This window comes from Actinomycetospora sp. CA-053990, assembly GCF_050948445.1.
GTDB classification, from domain to species: domain Bacteria; phylum Actinomycetota; class Actinomycetes; order Mycobacteriales; family Pseudonocardiaceae; genus Actinomycetospora; species Actinomycetospora callitridis.
The window spans coordinates 6,214,487-6,236,131 of the sequence record NZ_CP192043.1 but is presented as its reverse complement, the minus strand read 5'-3'; the positions used below and the strand labels follow the sequence as shown (position 1 = coordinate 6,236,131).

Annotated in this window: 21 protein-coding genes; 14 read left to right on the top strand and 7 right to left on the bottom strand. The window is 73.4% G+C overall.

Annotated elements, in window-relative coordinates; translation table 11 throughout:
* Positions 1–83: 83 nt before the first annotated feature.
* On the bottom strand, positions 84–263 hold the full coding sequence (locus tag ACQPYN_RS31705; protein WP_274197748.1) for a YegP family protein: 180 nt from the start codon (positions 261–263) through the stop codon (positions 84–86).
* 139 nt (positions 264–402) lie between these two features.
* Complete coding sequence (locus tag ACQPYN_RS31700; RefSeq protein WP_433031546.1) at positions 403–831, bottom strand: limonene-1,2-epoxide hydrolase family protein; 429 nt, start codon at positions 829–831, stop codon at positions 403–405.
* A gap of 97 nt (positions 832–928) precedes the next feature.
* Between ACQPYN_RS31700 and ACQPYN_RS31695 the strand changes: the two genes are divergently transcribed.
* Entirely contained in the window at positions 929–2,125 is a 1,197-nt protein-coding gene (locus tag ACQPYN_RS31695) for an acyl-CoA dehydrogenase family protein (protein WP_433031543.1), read from the top strand.
* A 26-nt stretch (positions 2,126–2,151) separates the two neighbouring features.
* Here the strand turns inward: ACQPYN_RS31695 and ACQPYN_RS31690 are convergent, their stop codons facing one another.
* On the bottom strand, positions 2,152–3,555 hold the full coding sequence (locus tag ACQPYN_RS31690) for a cytochrome P450 (RefSeq protein ID WP_433031540.1): 1,404 nt from the start codon (positions 3,553–3,555) through the stop codon (positions 2,152–2,154).
* A 107-nt stretch (positions 3,556–3,662) separates the two neighbouring features.
* On the opposite strand from ACQPYN_RS31690, the gene ACQPYN_RS31685 reads away from it, so the two are divergent.
* The 5 genes from ACQPYN_RS31685 (at position 3,663) to ACQPYN_RS31665 (ending at position 11,225) form a co-directional block, all read left to right on the top strand.
* Positions 3,663–4,061, top strand: a complete 399-nt coding sequence (locus tag ACQPYN_RS31685) for an SRPBCC family protein (protein WP_433031537.1) — start codon at positions 3,663–3,665, stop codon at positions 4,059–4,061.
* 5 nt (positions 4,062–4,066) lie between these two features.
* Positions 4,067–4,612, top strand: a complete 546-nt coding sequence (locus ACQPYN_RS31680) for a metallophosphoesterase family protein (RefSeq protein ID WP_433031534.1) — start codon at positions 4,067–4,069, stop codon at positions 4,610–4,612.
* A 329-nt stretch (positions 4,613–4,941) separates the two neighbouring features.
* Positions 4,942–7,872, top strand: a complete 2,931-nt coding sequence (locus tag ACQPYN_RS31675; RefSeq protein WP_433031531.1) for a glycosyltransferase family 2 protein — start codon at positions 4,942–4,944, stop codon at positions 7,870–7,872.
* A complete protein-coding gene (locus tag ACQPYN_RS31670) occupies positions 7,869–9,827 on the top strand; it encodes a galactose oxidase-like domain-containing protein (protein ID WP_433031528.1) in 1,959 nt (652 codons plus the stop codon). Before ACQPYN_RS31675 ends, ACQPYN_RS31670 begins: the two co-directional genes overlap by 4 nt.
* Before the next feature lie 222 nt (positions 9,828–10,049).
* Positions 10,050–11,225 (top strand): glycoside hydrolase family 6 protein, encoded by a 1,176-nt coding sequence (locus ACQPYN_RS31665; protein WP_433031526.1) that lies wholly within the window; start codon positions 10,050–10,052, stop codon positions 11,223–11,225.
* Between the two features lie 32 nt (positions 11,226–11,257).
* Here the strand turns inward: ACQPYN_RS31665 and ACQPYN_RS31660 are convergent, their stop codons facing one another.
* The 3 genes from ACQPYN_RS31660 to ACQPYN_RS31650 all read right to left on the bottom strand — a co-directional run bounded on the left by ACQPYN_RS31660 (position 11,258) and on the right by ACQPYN_RS31650 (position 13,279).
* Positions 11,258–12,112 (bottom strand): NAD(P)-dependent oxidoreductase, encoded by an 855-nt coding sequence (locus tag ACQPYN_RS31660; protein ID WP_433031523.1) that lies wholly within the window; start codon positions 12,110–12,112, stop codon positions 11,258–11,260.
* Between the two features lie 9 nt (positions 12,113–12,121).
* Complete coding sequence (locus ACQPYN_RS31655) at positions 12,122–12,700, bottom strand: peroxidase-related enzyme (protein ID WP_433031520.1); 579 nt, start codon at positions 12,698–12,700, stop codon at positions 12,122–12,124.
* Between the two features lie 78 nt (positions 12,701–12,778).
* Positions 12,779–13,279 (bottom strand): hypothetical protein, encoded by a 501-nt coding sequence (locus ACQPYN_RS31650; RefSeq protein WP_433031517.1) that lies wholly within the window; start codon positions 13,277–13,279, stop codon positions 12,779–12,781.
* Between the two features lie 184 nt (positions 13,280–13,463).
* Between ACQPYN_RS31650 and ACQPYN_RS31645 the strand changes: the two genes are divergently transcribed.
* The 5 genes from ACQPYN_RS31645 to ACQPYN_RS31625 all read left to right on the top strand — a co-directional run bounded on the left by ACQPYN_RS31645 (position 13,464) and on the right by ACQPYN_RS31625 (position 17,813).
* Complete coding sequence (locus ACQPYN_RS31645; RefSeq protein ID WP_433031514.1) at positions 13,464–13,802, top strand: DUF3024 domain-containing protein; 339 nt, start codon at positions 13,464–13,466, stop codon at positions 13,800–13,802.
* Positions 13,799–14,416 (top strand): NUDIX hydrolase, encoded by a 618-nt coding sequence (locus ACQPYN_RS31640; RefSeq protein ID WP_328303957.1) that lies wholly within the window; start codon positions 13,799–13,801, stop codon positions 14,414–14,416. Before ACQPYN_RS31645 ends, ACQPYN_RS31640 begins: the two co-directional genes overlap by 4 nt.
* A 108-nt stretch (positions 14,417–14,524) precedes the next feature.
* Positions 14,525–16,081 carry an asparagine synthase (glutamine-hydrolyzing) gene (asnB, locus tag ACQPYN_RS31635; protein ID WP_433031510.1) on the top strand — a complete coding sequence of 519 codons (1,557 nt, stop codon included), beginning with the start codon at positions 14,525–14,527 and terminating at the stop codon, positions 16,079–16,081.
* Between the two features lie 84 nt (positions 16,082–16,165).
* Positions 16,166–16,996 (top strand): aldo/keto reductase, encoded by an 831-nt coding sequence (locus tag ACQPYN_RS31630; protein WP_433031507.1) that lies wholly within the window; start codon positions 16,166–16,168, stop codon positions 16,994–16,996.
* 181 nt (positions 16,997–17,177) lie between these two features.
* Positions 17,178–17,813 carry a TenA family protein gene (locus ACQPYN_RS31625; RefSeq protein WP_433031504.1) on the top strand — a complete coding sequence of 212 codons (636 nt, stop codon included), beginning with the start codon at positions 17,178–17,180 and terminating at the stop codon, positions 17,811–17,813.
* Here the strand turns inward: ACQPYN_RS31625 and ACQPYN_RS31620 are convergent.
* On the bottom strand, positions 17,810–18,193 hold the full coding sequence (locus ACQPYN_RS31620; RefSeq protein ID WP_433031501.1) for an HNH endonuclease: 384 nt from the start codon (positions 18,191–18,193) through the stop codon (positions 17,810–17,812). The genes ACQPYN_RS31625 and ACQPYN_RS31620 overlap by 4 nt on opposite strands.
* A 129-nt stretch (positions 18,194–18,322) precedes the next feature.
* Here ACQPYN_RS31620 and ACQPYN_RS31615 point away from each other — a divergent pair, with 129 nt between their 5' ends.
* The 3 genes from ACQPYN_RS31615 to ACQPYN_RS31605 all read left to right on the top strand — a co-directional run bounded on the left by ACQPYN_RS31615 (position 18,323) and on the right by ACQPYN_RS31605 (position 21,637).
* Positions 18,323–19,357: an alpha/beta fold hydrolase gene (locus ACQPYN_RS31615; protein WP_433031498.1), complete on the top strand. Its 1,035-nt coding sequence runs from the start codon at positions 18,323–18,325 to the stop codon at positions 19,355–19,357.
* Between the two features lie 97 nt (positions 19,358–19,454).
* Positions 19,455–19,931 carry a hypothetical protein gene (locus tag ACQPYN_RS31610; protein ID WP_433031495.1) on the top strand — a complete coding sequence of 159 codons (477 nt, stop codon included), beginning with the start codon at positions 19,455–19,457 and terminating at the stop codon, positions 19,929–19,931.
* Positions 19,932–19,993: 62 nt separating this feature from the next.
* Positions 19,994–21,637, top strand: a complete 1,644-nt coding sequence (locus tag ACQPYN_RS31605) for a glycoside hydrolase family 13 protein (RefSeq protein WP_433031493.1) — start codon at positions 19,994–19,996, stop codon at positions 21,635–21,637.
* Positions 21,638–21,645: the final 8 nt, after the last annotated feature.

Genomic DNA, 21,645 nt, shown 5'->3' with positions numbered 1-21,645 from the left:
TCCAGGCTATCCGACGACCGGGGAGCGTGACACGGCCGGACCACCCGGACGGGTGGTCCGGCCCCGGGTCGACGGCCGACGGCTCAGGCGCTCTCCTCGATGGGCGCGCCGGTGGCGGCCTTCTGGACCGACTCGCAGCCCTTCTTGGCGGCGGCCTTGGTCTCGTAGGCCTCGCCGGACGCGACGATCTGGCCGTTGCTGGCCTTGAGACGGAACCGGAACTTCCCGGCCTTGTCCTCGTACACCTCGAACTTGCCCGCCATGACGATCCTCCGCTCGGTGCTGAACGTGCTGGTCGCCGGCGGACGTTAGCGCGAACGGACGCCGTGCGGATGCACCCGTCCGGGCGTGCCGTCGACGTCGGCCGGAGGTGGTGACCCAGGGCGAGCACACCGACGGGTGTCAGCGCCGCCCCGGCAGCAGGGACACCAGGGCACGGCCCGTCCCCGCGAGCAGCGCGCCGGTGACCGCGGCCCAGTCGAAGTAGTCGCGCCACAGCGTGATCACGCCGTCGTGCACCTCGAACGTGCCGCACACCCAGAACGACGTGCGCAGCCGCCCGATCTCGATGGTGTCGGTCCGCTCGGTGAGCACCACCGGTCCGTCGGCGACCACCCGGTGGTTCTCCGCGCGGAAGCCGGTGGCGCGGCTCGTGAGCAGGCCGAGCACGCGGCGGGCGGCGTCGCGTCCGCGTGCCGGGGGCAGCGACACGTTCTCGTAGACCACGTCGGGGTGCAGGCGGGCACAGGCGGCGTCGACGTCGAGGCGCTCGAGGTCGGCGAGGAAGGCGCGGACGACCCGCGCCGGATCGGTCTCGGCGGGTGCGGTCATGGCGTCATCCTGCGCTCCGGGGCGTGGTGACCCCGCCCACGGGGAACCGCCGTCAGGAGCGGGCGGGCCGACCGCCCCGACGAGGGGATGATCCGCGATGCCGGTCGACAGCGACGCACCGCTCACCGAGGCCCTCGGGACGGACTTCTTCTCCGTGCGGCGGCGCTTCGACGACGCGCAGTGGGAGACGTTCATGGCGGTCCGCCGCTACGTCGACCGCGTGGTGTCGCCGGCCGCGCCCGCGGCGTGGGACGCCGCGGAGATGCCGTGGGAGGTCATCCGCGGGATGCCCGACCTCGGGATCGTCGGCGACGACATCGAGGGCTACGGGTGTCCGGGGCACGACCCGTTGACCTGCGGCCTGGTGGCCATGGAGCTCGCCCGCGGCGACGGCAGCCTCGCGACGTTCCACGCCGTGCAGTCGGGGCTCGCGATGAAGTCGATCGCGATGCTCGGCTCCGACGAGCAGAAGCAGGAGTTCCTGCCCGCGATGGCCCGCCTGGACCTCGTCGGCGCCTTCGGCCTCACCGAGCCCGAGCACGGCTCCGACTCGGTGTCGCTGGAGAGCACCGCCCGCCGGGACGGCGACGACTGGATCCTCGACGGGCGCAAGCGCTGGATCGGCAACGGCAGCATCGCCGGGCGGACGGTCGTCTGGGCGCGGGACACCGAGACCAACACCGTCCTCGGCTTCCTCGTCGACACCACGACGCCCGGCTACGAGGGCACCGTCATCCCGCGCAAGGGCTCGATGCGGTCGGTGTGGCAGGCCGACGTCAGCCTCGACGGGGTGCGGGTGCCCGAGCGCGACCGGCTGCCGGGCGCGGAGAGCTTCAAGGACACGGGGCGCGTCCTGGCCACCACCCGCGGCACGTGCGCGTGGATGGCGCTGGGGCACGCGACCGCCGGCTACGACGCCGCCCTGCGCTACGTCCTGGAGCGCCGGCAGTTCGGCCGTCCGCTCGCCGCGAACCAGATCATCCAGGACAAGCTCGTGAAGATGCTCGCGGAGCTGACCGGGATGCAGCTCTACTGCATGCAGATCGCGCGGCTCGCCGAGGACGACGACCTCGCGCCGACGATCGCCGGGCTCGCCAAGATGAACAACACCCGCAAGGCCCGGTGGATCCTCGCCGAGGCGCGCGACATGCTCGGCGGCAACGGGATCCTGCTGGACAACCACGTCATGCGGCACATGGCCGACATCGAGTCGATCCACACCTTCGAGGGCACCGAGACGATCCAGACCCTCATCGTCGGGCGCGAGATCACGGGGCACAGCGCCTTCACGTGATCAGCGCCTTCACGTGATCAGGGCCTTCACGTGATCGCGGCGACCGCCGGCTCCAAGCGCACGGGCAGCTCCGCGTAGCCACGCAGGATGCGCGTCGGGCGGCGACGGGCGGGCCCGGCCGGCGCGAGGTGGGGGTGGCGCTCGAAGAGGGCGCGCAGCGCGACCTCGCCCTCCATGCGCGCGAGCTGCGCCCCGAGGCAGAAGTGCGGCCCGCTGGAGAACGCGAGGTGCTCCTTCGCGTTCGCCCGTGCGACGTCGAAGGTGCCCGGATCGGCGAAGACGTCCGGGTCGCGGTTGGCGCCCGCGAGCACCGTCACGACGAGGTCGCCCTCGGCCAGGGCCGTGCCGGCGACCTCGGTGTCGCGCTTCGCCCGGCGCGCGGTGCGCTCGACGGGCGGGTCGAAGCGCAGGACCTCGTCGACGGCGTTCGGCCACAGGTCGGGCTCCGCGACGAGCCGTTCGCGCTGCTCGGGGTGGGCGAAGAGCTGCGCGGTGCCGTTGCCGATGAGGTTCACCGTCGTCTCGAACCCGGCGGCGAGCACGAGCAGCGCGGTGGACACCAGCTCCTGCTCGGACAGGCCCGCGCCGTCGTCGTCGACCTCGCCGACGAGGCTCGAGAGCAGGTCGTCGCCGGGCTCACGCCGCAGCCGGCGCAGGTGCTCGCGCATCCAGTCGTTCAGCGCCGCGAGGTTGGCCTCCATGCTCGCGTGCGCCCGCCGGGTCAGGCCCATGTCGAGCGAGGTGGCCGCGCCGTCGCCCCAGCTCAGGAACTGCTCGCGCATCGAGGTGGGCACCCCCAGCATCTCGCTGATCACGGTGACCGGCAGCAGGCTCGCGTAGTGCGCGACGAGGTCCACGGTGTGGCCGTCGGCGTCCCGGGCGGCCCGGTCCATGTCGTCGAGGAGCTCCTGGGCGACCTCGGTGGTGCGCTCGCGCAGGGCCGCGACCCGGCGCGCGGTGAAGGCCCGGCTGACCAGCTTGCGGTAGCGCGGGTGGTCCGGCGCGTCGACCGCGAGCATCGAGGGCGGCTCGATCGGGCCCGGGTTCCGCGGCGGGCCGGCCAGGGCGAGCGCCGCCCGCGCCGGCGCGGGCACGACCTGCGTCGGGTGGGTGACGCCGAAGTCCTCGCTGCGCAGGACCGCCGTCGACACGTCGTGGTGGACGGTGAGCCGGGCGAACGCGCCGGGCGCGAAGGGGTACGACGCGCGCAGGGTCTCGTAGTGCGGGAACGGGTCGGCCTGCATCACCGGGTCGAGCAGGAGGCGGGCGTCCGGGTTGCCGGCGCGCACCTGGCGGCGGATGGCCGCGCGCATGAGCCCGTGCGTGGCGCCCCACCGCAGCGTCGTCCCGAAGGACGAGGACGCGACGGACGAGGCGACGGACCGGCCGACCGACGCGGCGACGGACGAGGGCAGCGACGACAGGGCCACGGGGGCCTCCCGGAGTCGGGGCGGTACATGGACGTACCAGGGTGCGTCGAAACCATACTCGGAGTATGTGTTCGTCGTCCAGGCCCGTCGCGGGTACGCCCCCGACCGTGCAGACGACCCTCCGCGCCACGGGACCGCTCCCCGCCGACCAGGCGTGGGAGCGCTACGCCGACCTCGACCGGTGGCCGCGCTGGGCGCCCCAGATCTCGGGGGTGGCCGTCTCCGGACCGGGACCGCGCCGGCTGCGTCCCGGCCTCGAGGGCACGGTGCGCGCGGCCGGCCTCGTGCACGTCCCCTTCGAGGTCCTCGCCGTCGACGAGCAGGCCCGCACCTGGTCGTGGCGGGTCCGCGTCGGGCCGGTCACCCTCACCCTCGACCACGGGATCGAGGACCTCGGCGCCGACGGCACCCGCACCTGGCTGCGCACCACCGGCCCCGCCCTCGTCGTCCTGCCCTACTCCCCGGTGGCCTTCATCGGGCTGCACGCGCTGCTGCTGCAGCGGTGACCGCGGTGACCACCAGGCTGCTGATCACGAGCGACACCCACCTGCCCGTGCGCCGACCGACCCGACGGGTCCTGCCCGACCCCGTCTGGGAGGCCCTCGACGCCGCCGACGTCGTGGTGCACGCGGGCGACTGGATGGATCCCGAGCTGCTCGACGCGTTCGAGGAGCGCTCGTCGTGCCTGGTCGCCTGCTGGGGCAACAACGACGGCGACGCGCTGCGCGCGCGGCTCCCGGAGACGGCGGTGGCCGAGATCGATGGGGTGCGCCTGGCGGTCACCCATGAGACCGGCGCCGCCACGGGTCGCGAGCGCCGCTGCGACGCCCGGTTCGGGCCGGACGGCGACACCCCCGTCGACGTCCTCGTGTTCGGGCACAGCCACATCCCGTGGGACTCGACGACCCCCGGCGGGGTCCGCCTGCTCAACCCCGGCTCGCCCACCGAGCGCCGTCGTGAGCCCGCCTGCACCTACATGACGGCGGAGATCCGCGACGGCACACTGGCCTCGGTGCAGCGTCACGACCTGCCACCCGGCGGCGCCGGTCGGTCGTGACGGCACTACGGTGCGTCATCGATCACGGATGGGTGTCGTTGCGGGTGACGACGGTGTGGTCTCCCTCGAACGGGCCAACGTTGTGCGATGTTGCGGGGTGCCGGGGCCCGGGACGGCCGAAGAACGTCCCCCTGGGTGAGCACGGTGGGTGATGGCCTTACCGTTTTCCCGGACCGTTGACCACAACGGTTCCGGCGAGGAGACGACCGACGGGAGGACCGCACGTCGGCGGCGACCGCCCCTCGCGGGCCCGTGAGGGGCCGTGACGACGACGGGAGGCTCGTGACGACCGACCACTCGGTGTCGCGAGAATCGAGACGAAACGGCCGATGACCCTTCTTGCCGAGCGACCCCCGGATGAGGTCGACGAGTCCGAACTCGTCGTCGGCCGTCGCATCCAGGAGTTCTCCCAGCTCGCCGGGCCGATCCGCGAGCCCGACCCCGCCGAAGGCGCCTACCGGGTGGCCTACCGCGGGGTCGACGCCGTGCACGGTCGCGGTCGGGTCGCCCGGTCCCTGCTCGTCGCCGGCCTGAACTTCGCCTTCGAGGCCCTCTTCTTCCTCTGGCTGCTGCACCCCTCGCACCGGCCGCCGGTCTTCGGCTCCACCTTCGCGATCTACGCGAACTGGATCGTCATCGGCTCGATCGGCCTCATGGAGCTCCTGCGGCTGATCAACGTCTTCTCGTTGTCGCTGGCCTCGGTGATCTCCCGCGACCCGGTGCCCGTGCCCCCGCGCCCGGACCAGCGCATCGCCTTCCTCACGACGATCGTGCCGAGCAAGGAACCCATCGACGTCGTGCGCGGCACGCTCCAGGCGGCGCTGCGCATCCAGTACGACGGGATCCTGGACGTCTGGATCCTCGACGAGGGGGACGACCCGGACGTCAAGGCGATGTGCCGCGAGCTGGGCGTCAACCACTTCACCCGCAAGGGGATCGGCAAGTACAACCAGCGCAAGGGCGCGTTCAAGGCCAAGACCAAGCACGGCAACTACAACGCCTGGGTCTCCGAGCACGGCGACTCGTACGAGGTCTTCCTCTCCGTGGACCCCGACCACGTGCCGCTGCCCAACTACGCCGAGCGGATCCTCGGCTACTTCCGCGACCCGGACGTCGCCTACGTCGTGGGCCCCCAGTGCTACGCCAACGACGAGACGTTCGTGACGCGCGCGGCGGAGTCGCAGCAGTTCCCGTTCCACTCGCTGATCCAGCGCGCGGCCAACCGCTACAACGCCGCGATGCTGGTGGGCACCAACAACGCCATCCGGATCAGCGCCCTGCAGGCCGTCGGCGGCCTCTCGGACTCGATCACCGAGGACATGGCCACCGGCCTGAAGTTCCACACGCGGCGCAACGCGGCGTCCGGTCGGCGCTGGAAGTCGGTCTACACCCCCGACGTGCTGGCGGTCGGCGAGGGCCCGTCGTCCTGGGGCGACTTCTTCTCCCAGCAGATGCGCTGGTCGCGCGGCACCTTCGAGGTGCTGCTCAAGGAGATGATCTTCCGGCTGCCGCGCCTGTCGCCGGGCCGGGCGCTGCACTACATCCTGATCACGACGTTCTACCCGTCGATGGCCATCGGCTGGGTGCTCGGCGCGGTCAATGCGTGCCTCTTCCTGGCCCTGGGCGTCCAGGGCGTGGTCGTGCCGGTGCAGCTGTGGTTGGCGCTCTACATCGACGCGACCGCGTTCCAGCTCTGGGTCTACCTGCGCAACCGCCGCTACAACGTCAGCCCCTACGAGCCCGAGGGTTCCTCGGGCATCAAGGGCATGCTCATGTCGATCTTCGCGGCGCCGATCTTCGCGGCGTCCCTGATCGCCACGATCCTGCGGCTGCCGGCCAGGTTCGTCGTCACGCCGAAGGGCCTGTCGTCCAGCGCCGACCACATCCTGACCTTCCGCCGGCACCTGCAGTGGGCGGCGCTGCTCATCGGCGCGATCGTGCTCGCGATCCTGCAGGGCTACGCCACGCCGGCCGTGCTGCTGTGGCCCGCCGTCGCGCTGGCCGCCTGCCTCGCCCCGCCGGTGCTGTGTCTGGTCGAGCGCATCGTCGGGCGCCAGCCGGCCATCGACGCCGCGCCCCCGCGGTGCTGCCCGACGGCCGCTCGGGCATCACCACCGAGTCCCTCGAGCGCGCCGCGCTCGACGCCCTGCTCGCGGCCGGCAGCGCCACCCGCCGCTCGCCGCGCCCGGAGGCCGTGCCCGCAGGCGTCGGCGCGCGGGAGGCCGACCGCACCGGGGCCGTCCCCGAGGGCGACCTGCCCGCCGGCTGGGTCCGCACCGCCTCGCTCGCCGGGCGCGACCGCCGGGCCGGAACCGACGGCGCCCCGAAGCCGGCCCCGCGCGACGGCCGCCCGGACCGGCCCACCCCGGACCGGCCCACCCCGGACGCTCGGCCCACCCCGGGCCGTCGTCACGGCCGCGACGACAACCCCGCCGTGGACCCGACGCCGTCGCCGGTGCCGCGATCGCGGCCCTCGCCGGGGCCGGCTCCCCAGCCCGGGCCGCAGGGCCCGCCGGGACCGCAGGGGCAGCCGGGACCGCAGGGCCAGCCCGGACCGCAGGGCCCGCCCGGCCAGCCGCCGCGGCCCGGACCCCACCCGGGTCCGCAGGCCCCGCAGGGTCCCCCGCGTCCCGCCGGCCCGCCGCCGGGACCGTCCGCCGTCCCGCCGGGAGCACGTCCCCCGGTGGCGCTCCGGGACCGCGTCCCCGGCCCACGCCGCGTCCGGCGCCCAGCCCGTTCCCGGCCCCGCCGGTCCGTCCGGGCGAGCGTCCCGCCGCCGCCGAGCACGGCGGCCGCTACGTCGCTCCTGCGGCCGAGCACCAGGGCCAGGTCCCGCCGCCTCCCGCCCCGCCCCCGCCCCGCGGCCCGACGGACGCCCGGGCGAGACCCCGCTCGGCCGTCCGACCCCGCCGTCGCCGGCACCCCGTCCGGACGCCGCGCCGGGCCGTGGTCCCGAGCGGACCCCGCGCCCCGGCCCGCGTCGCGAGCGCCCGCCGATGCTGTTCTCCACCCCGGCGGAGCTCGAGGCCGAGGGGACCGAGGCCGTGATGCCGGTCTCGGTGGGGTCTAGCATCGGTAACGAAACGGCAAAGCGACACGACGGACGAGACGGTGGGAGCCGCGCGCCCGACACCGGCTCGGTCAACGCGCCGACGGTCGCCGTGCGTGTGGTGGCACTGGCCGCGGTGGCCGGTCCCGCCCGGCAGGAACCCGCAGGGGTGCCGCCGGACATCGAAGGGCGACGGACGGAGGCGAGTTGATCGAGCAGGGGCTGACCAGGCGGGTCAAGCGTTTCCTGCTCCTCGTCGTCGTCCCCGCGGTCATGCTCGGCGTGAACGTCCCGCCGGCGTGGGCATGGATCTCCGAGCTCCGGCACCAGCAGCTGATCAACAGCCAGGAGTACAAGGAGCAGTTCGGCAAGTGGGACGTCGTGGACCTCCCCGACGACCAGAAGGTCAACGCGATCCACGCCGCCGTGCTCCCGACCGGGCGCATCCTCCTCATCGCCGGTTCCGGCAACAAGGAGGACATGTTCAACGCGGGGACCTTCAAGAGCCTGATCTACGACCCCGCGACGGGACGCAGCCGCGTCATCCCCACGCCCGACGACATGTTCTGCGCCGGCCACACGTTCCTGGGCAACGGCAACCTGCTCATCGCGGGCGGCACCCAGCGCTACGAGCGCCTCGACGGCGCGGTGGTCAACGCCGCGGGCGGCGTGACGGTCAAGAACGAGGACCCGGACGCGGCGCCGCGCACGTTCCCCGCCGGCACGGAGTTCCGGTCGCCCGAGGGGCTCGTCTACCGGGCGGGCCACTCGTTCACGGTGCAGCCGGCGAACAAGGTCGCCACCCGGCGCGGCGCGACGGTCACCGCCAGCGAGACCATCGTCTTCGCCGAGGCCGTGGCGCCCGGCCCGCAGTACGTGGCCGTCGGCCCGAAGCAGTACGCGGTGGGTGGGCTCACCCCCGCCGAGGGGCAGAACATCTACGCCCTCGGCCAGGCGATGACCATGGAGAAGCAGGACTACCAGGGCATCGAGGAGACCTACGAGTTCAACCCGTTCACGGAGTCCTACGAGCGCGTCGGGGACATGTTCTTCAAGCGCTGGTACCCGACGCTGACCCCGCTCGCGGACGGCAGCGTCATCGCGGTCTCCGGCCTCGACGGCACCGGCGAGATCCTGAACGGGCAGAACGAGGTCTACGACCCCGCGACCCGGCGGTGGACCGAGCGCAAGGACCTCACCCAGTACTTCCCGACCTACCCGGCGCTGTTCCAGACCGCGCGCGAGGACCAGCTGTTCTACTCCGGCGCGAACGCCGGGTACGGCTCGTCGGAGCTCGGCCGCGTCCCGGGCATGTGGAACCTCAAGAACAACATCTTCTCGCCGATCCCCGGCATGCGTGACCCCGACCTGCTGGAGACCGCGGGCTCGGCCTGGGTCGGCCCCGTGCAGGACCAGCGGGTCGCCGTCGTCGGCGGCGGCGGCGTCGGCGAGAGCCCGCGGTCGAGCGCCCGGATCGACACGATCGACCTCAAGAGCCCGAACCCGACGTGGACGCCGGGGCCGATGCTGCCCGAGGGCACGCGCTACCCGAACCTGACGACGCTGCCGGACGACTCGCTGCTGATCAGCAACGGGTCGCGCGACTACCGCGGCAAGGGCGACTCGAACAACCACAACGCGCGCCTCTACCGGCCGCAGACCAACACCCTCGACTACGCCGCCGACCCGCAGGTGGGCCGGAACTACCACTCGGCGTCGATGCTGCTGCCCGACGGGCGCGTCATGGTCGTCGGCTCGGACCCCCTGTTCGACGACGCCGCGGGCACCATCCCGGGCACGTTCGAGCAGCGCATCGAGATCTACACGCCGCCGTACCTCTTCCGCGGCGCACAGCCGACGGTCGGCGCGGCCCCGACGACGCTCGCGCTCGGGCGCACCGCCGAGGTCCCGACACCGGACGCCGCGCGCATCACCAGCGCGCGCCTCATGGCGCCGATGGCGTCGACGCACGTCACCGACGTCGGGCAGCGCTCCATCGCGCTGGACATGACCAAGACCGACACCGGCGTCTCGGTGACCATGCCGGAGGACCGCACGATCGCGCCCGCGGGCCGGTACATGCTCTTCCTCGTGGACGACCGCGGCGTGCCGTCCCAGGCGCGCTGGATCGAGGTACCGGAGGCCGGCCCGGCGGCCGCATCGTGACCTCCGTCGCTCGCTCCCGGCGGTCCGGGGGCCTCGACGGTCGCGATCCTGGCCCCTGCTCGGGTGGCGGACGGGTGAGCGGGCGGCCGGTCGCGACGGGCGGCGCCTCCCCCCACACCGGCGCCACGGGGTGGCCTGGGAGCCTAGGTCCGAATGGACGACACGCCCGGGGGTGGCACGACGGTGGCACGTGAGACGCACGGACGACGCGGTGGAGCGGAGGTGTCGAAGTTGCCGGAGAAGATGCCGGGGATGCCGGAAGCCGACACCGAGCCCATCCGGATCGAGCCGCGCGGTGCCGAGCCGCGCGGTGCCGAGCGCCGCGACGGCACGCCGCGTGGTGCCGAGACCCGCGGTGCCGAGCGTCGCGCCGGCTCCCGCCGGCCCCGTCGTGGATGGCTCGTGGCCGGGGTGGCCGCCGTGACCGTCGTCGCCACCGCCCTCGGCGTCGCCGCCTGCAGCGGGGACTCCGGCGACGGCGGGTCCGAGGGCGGCCCGCCGGTCGCCCCGGCCGCCTCAGAGTTCTGGGTGGACCCGGGGTCCGCCGCGGCCCGCCAGATCGAGCAGTGGCGCTCCGAGGGACGCACCGACGAGGCGGCGGCGCTGGAGAAGATCGCCCGCCAGCCCGTCGCGATCTGGCCGACCGGCGAGACCGGCGGCGTCGAGGGCGAGGTGGCCGGCGTGGTGTCGCAGGCCCGCGCGGCCGGCCGCACCCCGGTCCTCACGGCCTACAACATCCCCAACCGCGACTGCGGGCAGTACTCCAGCGGCGGCGCCGGGGACGAGGGCGCCTACCGCGAGTGGCTGAGCGCCTTCGCCCGCGGCATGGGCGGCACCCGCTCGGTGGTGATCCTCGAGCCCGACGCGCTCCCGCAGACGCTGACCAACTGCGAGGGTCAGGGCGAGCAGGAGGGCCGCGAGGAGCTGCTGGCCGAGGCGGTGCGCACGCTCAAGGGCGCGGGCGGCGAGGTCTACATCGACGCCGGCAACCCGGGCTTCGTCACCGACATCGGCAAGCTCGCCGACGGGCTGCGCAAGGCGGGCGTCTCGGACGCCGCCGGCTTCGCCCTGAACGTCGCCAACTTCATGGAGACCGAGCAGGTCGAGGCGTACGGCAACCGGGTCTCCGACCAGCTCGGCGGCGCGCGCTACGTCATCGACACCAGCCGCAACGGCAACGGCACCTACACCGGGTCCGAGCAGCCGACCTGGTGCAACCCGCCGGGCCGTGCACTGGGCACCCCGCCCACCCGTGACACCGGGTCGCCGCAGGTCGCGGCGTTCCTCTGGGTCAAGGAACCGGGCGACTCCGACGGCGACTGCCGCGGCGCCCCGTCGGCCGGCGACTTCTGGCCGCAGTACGCCCTCGACCTGGCCCGCAACACCCCCGGAGCGTAGGCGACCACCGGAGCGTGCCCAGGCGCGACGGACTAGTAGGCGTGGACGACCGCGGCCATGTCCTCGCTGCCGTGCCCCTCGGACGACGCGGCGGCGAGGCGGTCCCGGACGGCGGTGGCCAGCGTGGTGTCCACGCCCGCCTCCCGGAGCGCCGCGGTGATCAGGTCGGTGTCCTTGATGACGCCGTCGAGCTCGAACGAGGGCGTGTACTCGCCGTCGATCATGGCCTTGCCCTTGAGCTGCACGTAGGGCGCGTTCACCGCGCCGCCGTCGACGGCGGCGAGGAACTGCTGCGGATCGATCCCCAGCCCGCGGGCGAGCGCGATCGACTGCGCGATGCCGTTGATCATCACGCCGATCCAGGCGTTGATGGCGAGCTTGAGCCTGCTGGCGTCGCCGATCGTCTCGCTCACCCACTGGGTGCGTGAGCCGATGGCGTCGAGCACCGGCGCCACCGTGTCCCGCGGCGACGACGGGCCCGAGGCCAGCACCACGAGCTGACCGTTCTCGGCCGGCGCCCTGGTGCCCAGCATCGGGGCGTCGAGGTAGTCGACGCCGGCGTCGCGCGCGAGGGCGGCGAGCCGGTCGGTGCCCTCGATGCCCACCGTGCTGGCCTGCACCCACACCGCGCCGTCGCGGAAGCGCGGGAGGACCGGCTCGATCGTCTGCGCCACGGCGTCGGTGTCGAAGAGCATCGTGATGACGACGTCGGCGTCGGCGACCGCGTCGGCCGCCGTCTCCGCCACGCGCGCACCGTCGTCGGCGAGGGGTTTCGCCTTGTCGGTGCTCCGGTTCCAGACCGTGACCTCGAGGCCCTCGCGGAGCAGGCTGCGGGTCATCCCCGCGCCCATGATCCCGGTGCCGAGTACTGCGACCGTGGTGCTCATGCGGGTCGCCTACCCCCGCGGCTCGCGGCCCATGCCGAAGAACTCGGCGTTGGGACGCAGCGCGGTGAGGTGCGCGAGACGGTTGGACATCGCGAACAGGGCGGTGATCGCCCCGATGTCCCAGATCTCCTCGTCGGACAGGCCGGCATCGCGGGCGTCGTCGAGGTCGTCCTCGCTGAGCGAGGCCGACTCGAGGGCCAGCGACAGCGCCAGGTCGACGATCGCGCGCCGGCGCGGGTCGAGCTCCGCGCCGTAGGGGTTGATCCCGACGTGGTCGGCCAGCTCGGGCTCCTTGCTGCGGATGCGCAGGATCGCGCCGTGGGCGACCACGCAGTAGGTGCAGTGGTTGGCGCCGGACGTCGCGACGATCACCAGCTCGCGCTCGGCCTTCGACAGCGGGGACTCCCGCTCCATGAGCGCGTCGTGGTAGTCGAGGAACGCCCGCAGCTCCGCCGGCCGGTGGCCGAGGGCGCGGAAGATGTTGGGGACGAACCCCGAGCGCTCGGCGATGGCGCCGACGCGCTCGCGGAGGTCGTCGGGGAGCTCGTCGAGCTCGACGACGGGGAAGCGGCTGATGGACTCGGTCACCCTCGCGCACCGTAGTCGAGGACGGTGCCCGACGGAGCGCGACGGAGGAGCGCCGGCGTGCGCCTCTCCTCGGAGCGGCTAGGGCGCCGGGCGGAAGGTGATGCCGCAGCGCTGCTGGGTGACCTCCTGGATGCGGGTCACCGCGGGCTGGGCGTCGGCCTGGAGGCGCTCGAGGGTCGCGCGGTCGATGCGCGACGGGTCGCCGCCGGTGCCGGCGAGGGAGGCCAGCGCCTGGTCGGTCAGCGCCTGCACGGTGCGCCAGTCGCCGGCGATCTCGGGCGGGGCGACGGCGACGAGGTCGGCGACCTGCTGGCGCGCGGCGGCCGAGGACGTCGGGACCCCGCCCTGGCCCGCACCGGGGGCGGCCTGCTCGCCCTGCACGCGCGTGACGGTGTCGCAGTAGGGGCGCACGGCAGGGTCCGGCGTCGCGGGTGCTGCGGAGGTCGCGGCGGCCGGCGGGGCCACGCCGGGCTGCGGGGCGCCGCCACCGCACGCGGCCGCCCCCAGCACGAGCCCGATCCCGAGAACCGCGCAGGCGCCGGTCCGCGCAGCCCTCCCGCGGCGTGTCCCAGCGCTCACGCCTCGCCCCTCTCGTCCCGGCTCGCCAGCCCCGACTCGTCCGCCCTGCTCGACGGCGCATGCTGGCAGGCCGCGCCCGTCCGGCGCGGACCGGGTGGTCGTCGGGCCCCTGCTGTCGGCTGCCGGACGATCAGTGGTGCGGGGCACTCCCGGGCGCCGGGGCGGGCGTGTCACAGTGACGCCCGTGGAGGTCCCCGACGAACACCGCGCTCTCGTGCGGCAGTGGTGCGCCCGTCGCGTCCCCGAGGCGCAGCGGGACGCGCTGCGCATCTCGTACACCGAGCGCGCCGGCCGGATCACGATCTCGGTGCGGCGGGCGCCGGTGTTCCCCGAGCTGGGCACCAACTGGACCACCGAGCCCCTCGCCCAGCTGCGCCTGGTGCCCGACGAGGACCGCTGGATCCTGCTCTGGCCGGACTCCAGTGGACGCTGGCACCGCTACCCGGACGAGACGAAGGCCGGCTCGCCCGCCCCGCTGCTCGACATCATCGACGCCGATCCGACCGGCATCTTCTGGGGATGACGCCTCCCTCCGCGGCCGAGGTGGCCGCGCGGGTCCGCGGCCACGACCGCGACGACCGGCGCGTCGCCGAGCGCCCCGACCTGCGCCGCGCGGCCGTCGCCGTCGTCGTCCTCGACGACCCGGAGCGCGGGCCGGGGGTGCTGCTCACCCGCCGCACCTCGAAGCTGCGCGACCACCCCGGCCAGTTCGCGCTGCCCGGCGGCTCGGTCGACCCCGGCGAGGACACCGTCACCGCGGCCCTCCGTGAGCTGGACGAGGAGCTCGGGCTCACCCTCGGTCCCGACGCGGTCCTCGGGATGCTCGACGACTACCCGACCCGCTCCGGCTTCGTGATCACCCCGGTGGTGATGGCCGGGCCCGGCGCGGTCGCCGACCTCGTGCCCTCGCCCGACGAGGTCTCCGAGCTCTTCCACATCACGTTCGACGAGCTCGACGTCGAGCCGCGCTACCTGGCGATCGAGGAGTCACCGCGGCCGGTGGTGCAGATGCCGCTCGTCGGTCACTACATCCACGCCCCCACCGGCGCCGTGCTGCTGCAGTTCCGCGAGGTCGCGCTGCACGGGCGGACCACGCGCGTCGACGGGCTCGAGCAGCCGGTGTTCGCCTGGCGCTGACGGGCCTTGACCGTTAAGGCCACGTGACGCGTGCCCCGATACAGGGCGTGACGGCGTGGATCGTGGTTGTCTGGACAACGACCCCGATACGAGGATGCGTGAGCACACGTGTGCGGAATCGTCGCTGCCTACGGTTCGATCGATGCCGAGAAATGCGAGCGGATGCTCGCTCGAATCCACCACCGAGGACCTGACGACACCGGCCGGATCCAGCTGGAGAACGCGTGGCTCGGCCACCAGCGTCTCTCGATCATGGATGTGACGGGCGGCAAGCAGCCGATCGCCGACGACACGGACTCGGCCTACGTGGTCGGCAACGGCGAGATCTACAACCACGAGGACATCCGGGACGTGCTCTCGGAGGTCCGCTTCGCCACCGACTCGGACACGGAGTCGGCGTTCCGGCTGGTGCTGCGCGACGGCTCGGCGGCGCTGTACGAGGTGCGCGGGATGTTCGCGCTGGCGATGGCCCACACCGACGGACGCGGCGCGGTGGCGCGCGACCCGATCGGCATCAAGCCCCTCTACTGGGCGCGCCTGGGCGAGACGACGATCTTCGCCAGCGAGCTGCGGGCCTTCGATCCCGAGGACCAGCCCTACGTCGAGGCGTTCCCGCCCGGACACGTCTGGACGCCGGGCATCGCCGGGCACGACATCGCCGAGGGCGCGATGGTCCGGTTCGCCGACGCGGTGCCGGTCGAGGTCCGCCCGGCCCGGCTGGCCCCGGACAAGCAGTGGACCGAGGAGGACCTCGGCCACATCCGCGACGTGCTCTCGGACTCGATCCGCCGCCACATGATGAGCGACGTCCCGGTGGGCGTGTTCCTCTCCGGCGGTCTCGACTCCGCGATCGTCGCGGCGATCGCGGCGAAGGTCGCGCAGGAGAAGGGCGAGCGCCTGCCGACCTTCGCGGTCGGCACCGAGGGTTCGGCCGACCTGCTGGCCGCCCGCGCGGTCGCGGAGTACCTGGGCACCGAGCACCACGAGATCGTCCCGACCCCCGAGGACCTCGAGGAGGCCCTCGACGAGGCCGTCACGGTCATCGAGCACTTCGACCCCGCCCTGGTGCGCTCCGCGGTGCCCAACCTGCTGCTGGCCCGCGAGGCCGTGAAGCACGTCAAGGTGGTGCTCACCGGGGAGGGCGCCGACGAGCTGTTCGCCGGCTACGAGTACGTGCACAGCGACGAGTTCTCGACCCCGGACACCCTGCAGGCCGAGCTGGTGCGCTCGATCGAGAGCCTCCACGAGCTCAACCTGCAGCGCTGCGACCGCGCCACGATGAACTACGGCCTCGAGGCGCGGGTGCCGTTCCTCGACGCCACGGTGATGCGCGAGATGCTGGCGCTGCCGGCCGAGTGGAAGCTCAAGATCCACGAGCGCACCGAGAAGCAGCTGCTGCGCGAGGCCTTCGACGGGATGGTGCCCTACGACATCATCTGGCGCGGCAAGGAGCAGTTCGGCGACGGCTCCGGTGCCGGCGACGTGCTGGCCAAGCTCGTGGAGAAGGAGAAGGCCAAGGAGGACGCGCAGGACGCGGCGGCCCCGACGGTCGAGCACGGCTGGGCGCTGCGCAGCGATGAGGAGATCGCGTACTACCGGACCTGGCACCGGTCGTTCTCCGGCGTCCGCCCGAACGCGACCCTCGGCGCCTTCGCCACGGCGTAGCCGGTGAGCGGTCGTCGGTGCCCGTGCACCGACGGCCGCTCGACCCCTGGTTGAGGACCGGACGGTCCCGGGTAATCGAGCCGTATGAGTGACGTCCCCGGTATCGAACTGAACAACGGCACGACCATCCCGCAGCTGGGCTTCGGCGTGTTCCAGATCGACCCGTCGGACACCGCGGAGACGGTGCGGACGGCGCTGGACGTCGGCTACCGCCACATCGACACCGCGCAGATGTACGGCAACGAGGCCGAGGTCGGCGAGGCCGTCGCCAAGTCGGACATCCCGCGTGACCAGCTGTGGATCACGACGAAGTGCAACAACTCGAACCACGGCTACGAGGACTCGCAGAAGGCCCTCGACGAGAGCCTGCGCGTGATGGGGCTCGATCACGTCGACCTCTACCTCATCCACTGGCCGCTGCCGGGCAAGGACCTCTACGTCGACACGTGGAAGGGCCTGGAGCAGGCGAACGCCGACGGGAAGACGCGCACGATCGGCGTCTCGAACTTCCAGCCGCACCATCTCGACCGCCTCCTCTCCGAGACCGAGACGGTGCCCGCGATCAACCAGATCGAGCTGCACCCGCACATGCAGCAGGCGGGCCTGCGCTCGTACCACGAACGCCACGGCATCCGCACCGAGGCGTGGAGCCCGATCGGCCAGGGCAAGGGCCTGCTCGACGCCCCCGAGTTCGCCGACATCGCGCAGGCGCACGGCAAGTCCCCCGCGCAGGTGGTGCTCCGCTGGCACATCCAGCTCGGCAACATCATCTTCCCGAAGTCGGTGACCCCGGAGCGCATCCGCGAGAACTTCGAGATCTTCGACTTCGAGCTCTCCGACGACGAGATGAACACGATCAACTCCATGGAGAAGGCGGAGCGCCTGGGTCCCGACCCCGACGAGTTCGCCCGCTGAGCACCCCCCGGGCGGCGCGCGGCCTCCCGCGCGCGCCCGGACGCCCCGCGGCCCGGTCACCGGCGAACGCCCCGCTCGCCGGTGCCCGGGCCGCGCCATGGCGTGGGGGGCCGGGTGCCAGCCCTGCGTCCACGCTGGCACTCAACGCCAGGAAAGCCGCATCCTCGAGACGGAGTGAGGCGTGAGCTTCTCCGAGAACCTGCGCGCCGCGACGTCGACCACCTGGCACGCCGCGACCGGCCACCGGTTCGTCGATGAGCTCTGGGCGGGCACCGTCGACGACGCCGTCCTCGCGCGCTACCTCGCCCAGGACGCCCTGTTCCTCGACCGGTTCGTCGCCCTGCTCGGCGCCGCCGTGGCCACCGCGGACTCGACGGCGGCCCGCCTGGCGATCGCCCGCCAGCTCGGGCTCGTCGCCTCGGACGAGGACGACTACTTCGGGCGCGCCCTCGGACGCCTCGGGGCCACCGCGCCGGCCGAGCCGCTCCCGCCCACGCAGGGCTTCCTCGACCTGATGGACGACGCCCGCCGGTCGGGCGACTACGGCGTCGCGCTGACCGTCCTGCTCGTCGCCGAGTGGCTCTACCTCGACTGGGCCGCCCGTCCCGACGCCGCGCCGCCCGACCGGCTGCACCGCGAGTGGATCGACCTGCACCGGGGGCCCGGGTTCACGGCCTGGGTCGACCTCCTGCGCGCCGAGACCGACCGGGTCGCGGCCACCACCGACGACGTCGCCCGCGAACGCATGGGCGAGGTCTTCCGGCGCACCGTCGATCTGGAGCTCGCGTTCTTCGACGCCGCGTACGGGGACCGCTAGGCGGCCGAGGGCCAGCGCTTGCGCAGCCGGCGCAGCTGCGCGTCGAGGTGCGGTCGCGCGCGACGCTGACCGCCCCGCTCGGCGATGGCGTCGGCCAGCGACACGAGCACCCGCTCCAGGCGCGCGGGGTCGGGCGACCACCCACGTCGCTCGCACTCCTCGAGCCACTCCACCGCCCCGCGGTGCCCCCGCTCGCCGTTGCAGCGGCGGCAGGCCGCCACCTCGTTCTCCAGCCACGACGGCCCGCCCTTGACCTTGGGCACGACGTGGTCGGTGGTGGCCGCGACGGTGCCGGTCAGGCCGCGCGCACACCAGAGGCACGTGTCGCCGTCGCGCTCGCGCGCGGCGAGCAGACGCTCCCGTCGCCCCGGCTGCCGCATCGCCCTCCATGCTGCCACCGGGCGGCGGAGATTGCGGTCTCGTGACGATCACGCCCGGCGCCGACGGCGCGGCACTCCGGCGTGCTCGGATGCCCGGCGGGGGTCACCGTCGACCGAGAGGGCCCACGCATGCCGCCACCCACCGACGCCGAGCACTTCCCGCTCGGTGACGTCGTCCTCCAGCACGGCATGACGCTCCCGGACGCCCGGCTCGCCTACCGGACGTACGGCACGCTCAACGCCGACCGGTCGAACGCGATCGTCTACCCGACCTGGTTCTCCGGGTGGCACACCGACAACGAGTGGCTGATCGGGCCGGGCATGGCGCTCGACCCCGCCGAGTGGTTCATCATCGTCCCGAACATGCTGGGCAACGGGCTGTCGAGCTCACCGAGCAACCAGCCGATGCCGTACGACCGCGCGCGCTTCCCGTTCGTGACGTTCCACGACCAGGTCGCCGCGCAGCACCGCCTCGTCACCGAGCACTTCGGGATCGAGACCCTCGCGCTGGTCACCGGCTGGTCGATGGGTGCCGGCCAGACCTACCAGTGGGCGGTGAGCCACCCCGAGATGGTCCAGCGGGCCGTCCCGTTCTGCGGGTCCAGCGTCACCGCGGACCACAACAAGGTCTTCCTCTACTCGCTCGGCGAGGCGATGCGCGCGGACGCCGCCTTCGCCGACGGGTGGTACGCGCCGGACGCGCCGCCGCTGCGCGGGCTGCGCGCGTTCGCCCGCATCTACGCCGGCTGGGGCTTCTCGCAGGCGTTCTACTGGCAGGAGGAGTGGCGCCGGCTCGGTCACTCCTCGTTGGAGGACTTCCTCGTCGGCTTCTGGGAGGGCTTCTGGCTCGACGGACGCGACCCGAACAACCTGCTCACGATGCTGTGGACGTGGGAGCACGGCGACGTCGGGCAGACGCCCGGCTTCGACGGCGACACGGTGGCGGCCCTGAACTCCATCCGCTGCCCGCTCCTCTCGATGCCGGCCGAGAAGGACCTCTACTTCCCGCCCGAGGACGAGGTGTGGGCGTCGCAGCACATCCCCCACGGCGACGTCCGCGTCATCCCGGGCGTGTGGGGCCACTTCGCCGGGGGCGGGAAGAACCCCGACGACACCGCGTTCATCGACGCCGCGATCCGGGAGATGCTCGAGCGCCCGGTGTAACCCTGGTCCGGATGCGAGCGAGCACGGGCAGGTGCCACCGGGGTGGGTGCCGTCGGGGGAGTGTCGATCCGGTTGTGCACGTCTAACGTCGCGCGGGATGACCACCAACGGCACCACCCCCGGTCCCCGTCAGATGAGCAACCAGGTCCTGGGCGAGGCCGCCAAGCGCATGCTCCCCGTGCTCGCCGGCAAGGTCCTGACCGCCGTGGTCGACCGCGCCGTCGAGAAGGTCGATGGCCTCGCCGACCGTCTCGGCGAGAGCAGCAGCGGCGCGGGCGGCACGAAGGAAGCGGCCCCCGAGGGCCAGAGCAGCGCGGGCGCGGCGGTCGCGTTCGTCATGGAGCAGGCACGCCTCTTCCTCGCGTTCGTCGTCCGCCTCGCCGCGCAGGCGCTGGAGATGCTGCGCCGGGCCACCGAGACGCTGCGCGCCCGGCGTGCCCCCGAGGGCATCGACGAGGCCCCGGCGCCGGAGGAGATCACCGCGCCGGAGGACCTCGAGGACGAGGACGACGACGAGTTCGACGACGAGTACGAGGACGACGAGATCGAGGAGCGCGCCCCGGCCCGCGCCTGACGCCGGGCTCATCGGGCATCGTGGGAGGGGCCGTCCCCCCACGATCGACCCGGGAGCCGTCCGTGCCCGACACGCCCTGGTGGCGCGACGCCGTCATCTACCAGGTCTACATCCGCAGCTTCGCCGACGCGGACGGCGACGGGATCGGTGACATCGCGGGCATCCGCGAGAAGTTGCCGTACCTCGCCGACCTCGGCGTCGACGCGCTGTGGATCAATCCCTGGTACGCCTCGCCGCAGGCCGACGCCGGCTACGACGTCGCCGACTACCGGACGATCGACCCGGCCTACGGCAGCGTGGCGGACGCCGAGAAGCTGATCGTCGACGCCCACGAGCACGGGCTGCGGCTGATCCCGGACATCGTCCCGAACCACACGTCCGACCAGCACGTGTGGTTCCGGGCCGCGCTCGCCGACGAGCCCGGCGCGCGCGACCGGTACGTGTTCCGGCCGGGGTCGGGCCCCGACGGCGCCGAGCCGCCGAACAACTGGCGCTCGCACTTCGGCGGGTCGGCGTGGACGCGGGTAGCCGACGGTGCCTGGTACCTCCACCTCTTCGACCCCGGCCAGCCCGACCTGAACTGGGCGCACCCGGACGTCGCCGCCGAGTTCGAGGCGGTCCTGCGGTTCTGGTTCGACCGGGGCGTCGACGGGTTCCGCATCGACGTCGCGCACGGGCTGGTGAAGGACGCGGCGCTGCCCGACCTCGGCGACGCCGACGACCTGCTCGGTCGCAGCTACAGCCCGGGCGGGCACCCGTTCGTCGACCGGGACGGGGTGCTGGAGATCTACGAGTCGTGGCGGCGGGTGGCCGACGCCTACCCCGGCGACCGGATGTTCGTCGCCGAGGCCTGGACGCCGGCGCCGGAGCGGCTCGCCCGGTACGTGGCGCCGGGCCGGCTGCACACCGCGTTCAACTTCGACTACCTCGTCGCCCCGTGGGACCCGACGGCGCTGCGCGAGGCCATCGACGTCACGACCGGCCACCTGCGCGAGGTCGGCGCCTCCGCGACCTGGGTGCTGTCGAACCACGACGTCGTCCGCCACCCGAGCCGCTACGGGCGGCCCGCCCGCGAGCCGGAGAGTGTGCCCACGTCCGCGGTGCCGCCGGTCTCGGGCGACGCCCCCGACCTCGCGCTGGGCACCCGGCGCGCCCGGGCGGCCCGCGTGCTCGAGGCCGCGCTGCCGGGCGGGATGTACGTCTACCAGGGCGAGGAGCTGGGCCTGCCAGAGGTCGAGGACATTCCTGACGAGAAACGTCAGGATCCGACCTGGGAGCGTTCCGGGCACACGGTCCGCGGCCGCGACGGCGCCCGGGTGCCGCTGCCGTGGTCGGACGAGGAGGGTGCGTCGGCGGGCTTCAGCCCGGACGGGGCGGCCGAGCCGTGGCTCCCGCAGCCCGACGGGTGGGCGCGCTACGCCGCGTCGCGCCAGCAGGGCGACCCCGACTCGATGCTCGAGCTCTACCGCACGGTCCTCGCCCGCCGGCGCGCGCACCCGGCGCTGGGCGACGGCGACCTGACCTGGGTCTCGGCGCCCGGTGACGCGGTGCTGCACCTGCGCCGCGCGCCGGGCTTCGCCTGCGTGGTCAACCTGTCCGACGCGCCGGTCGACCTGCCCGCCCACGACGAGGTGCTGCTCACCAGCGTGCCCCTGGAGAACGGGCGGCTCGGTAGCGACGCCGCGGTGTGGCTCGCCGTGTCCTGATCACCGGG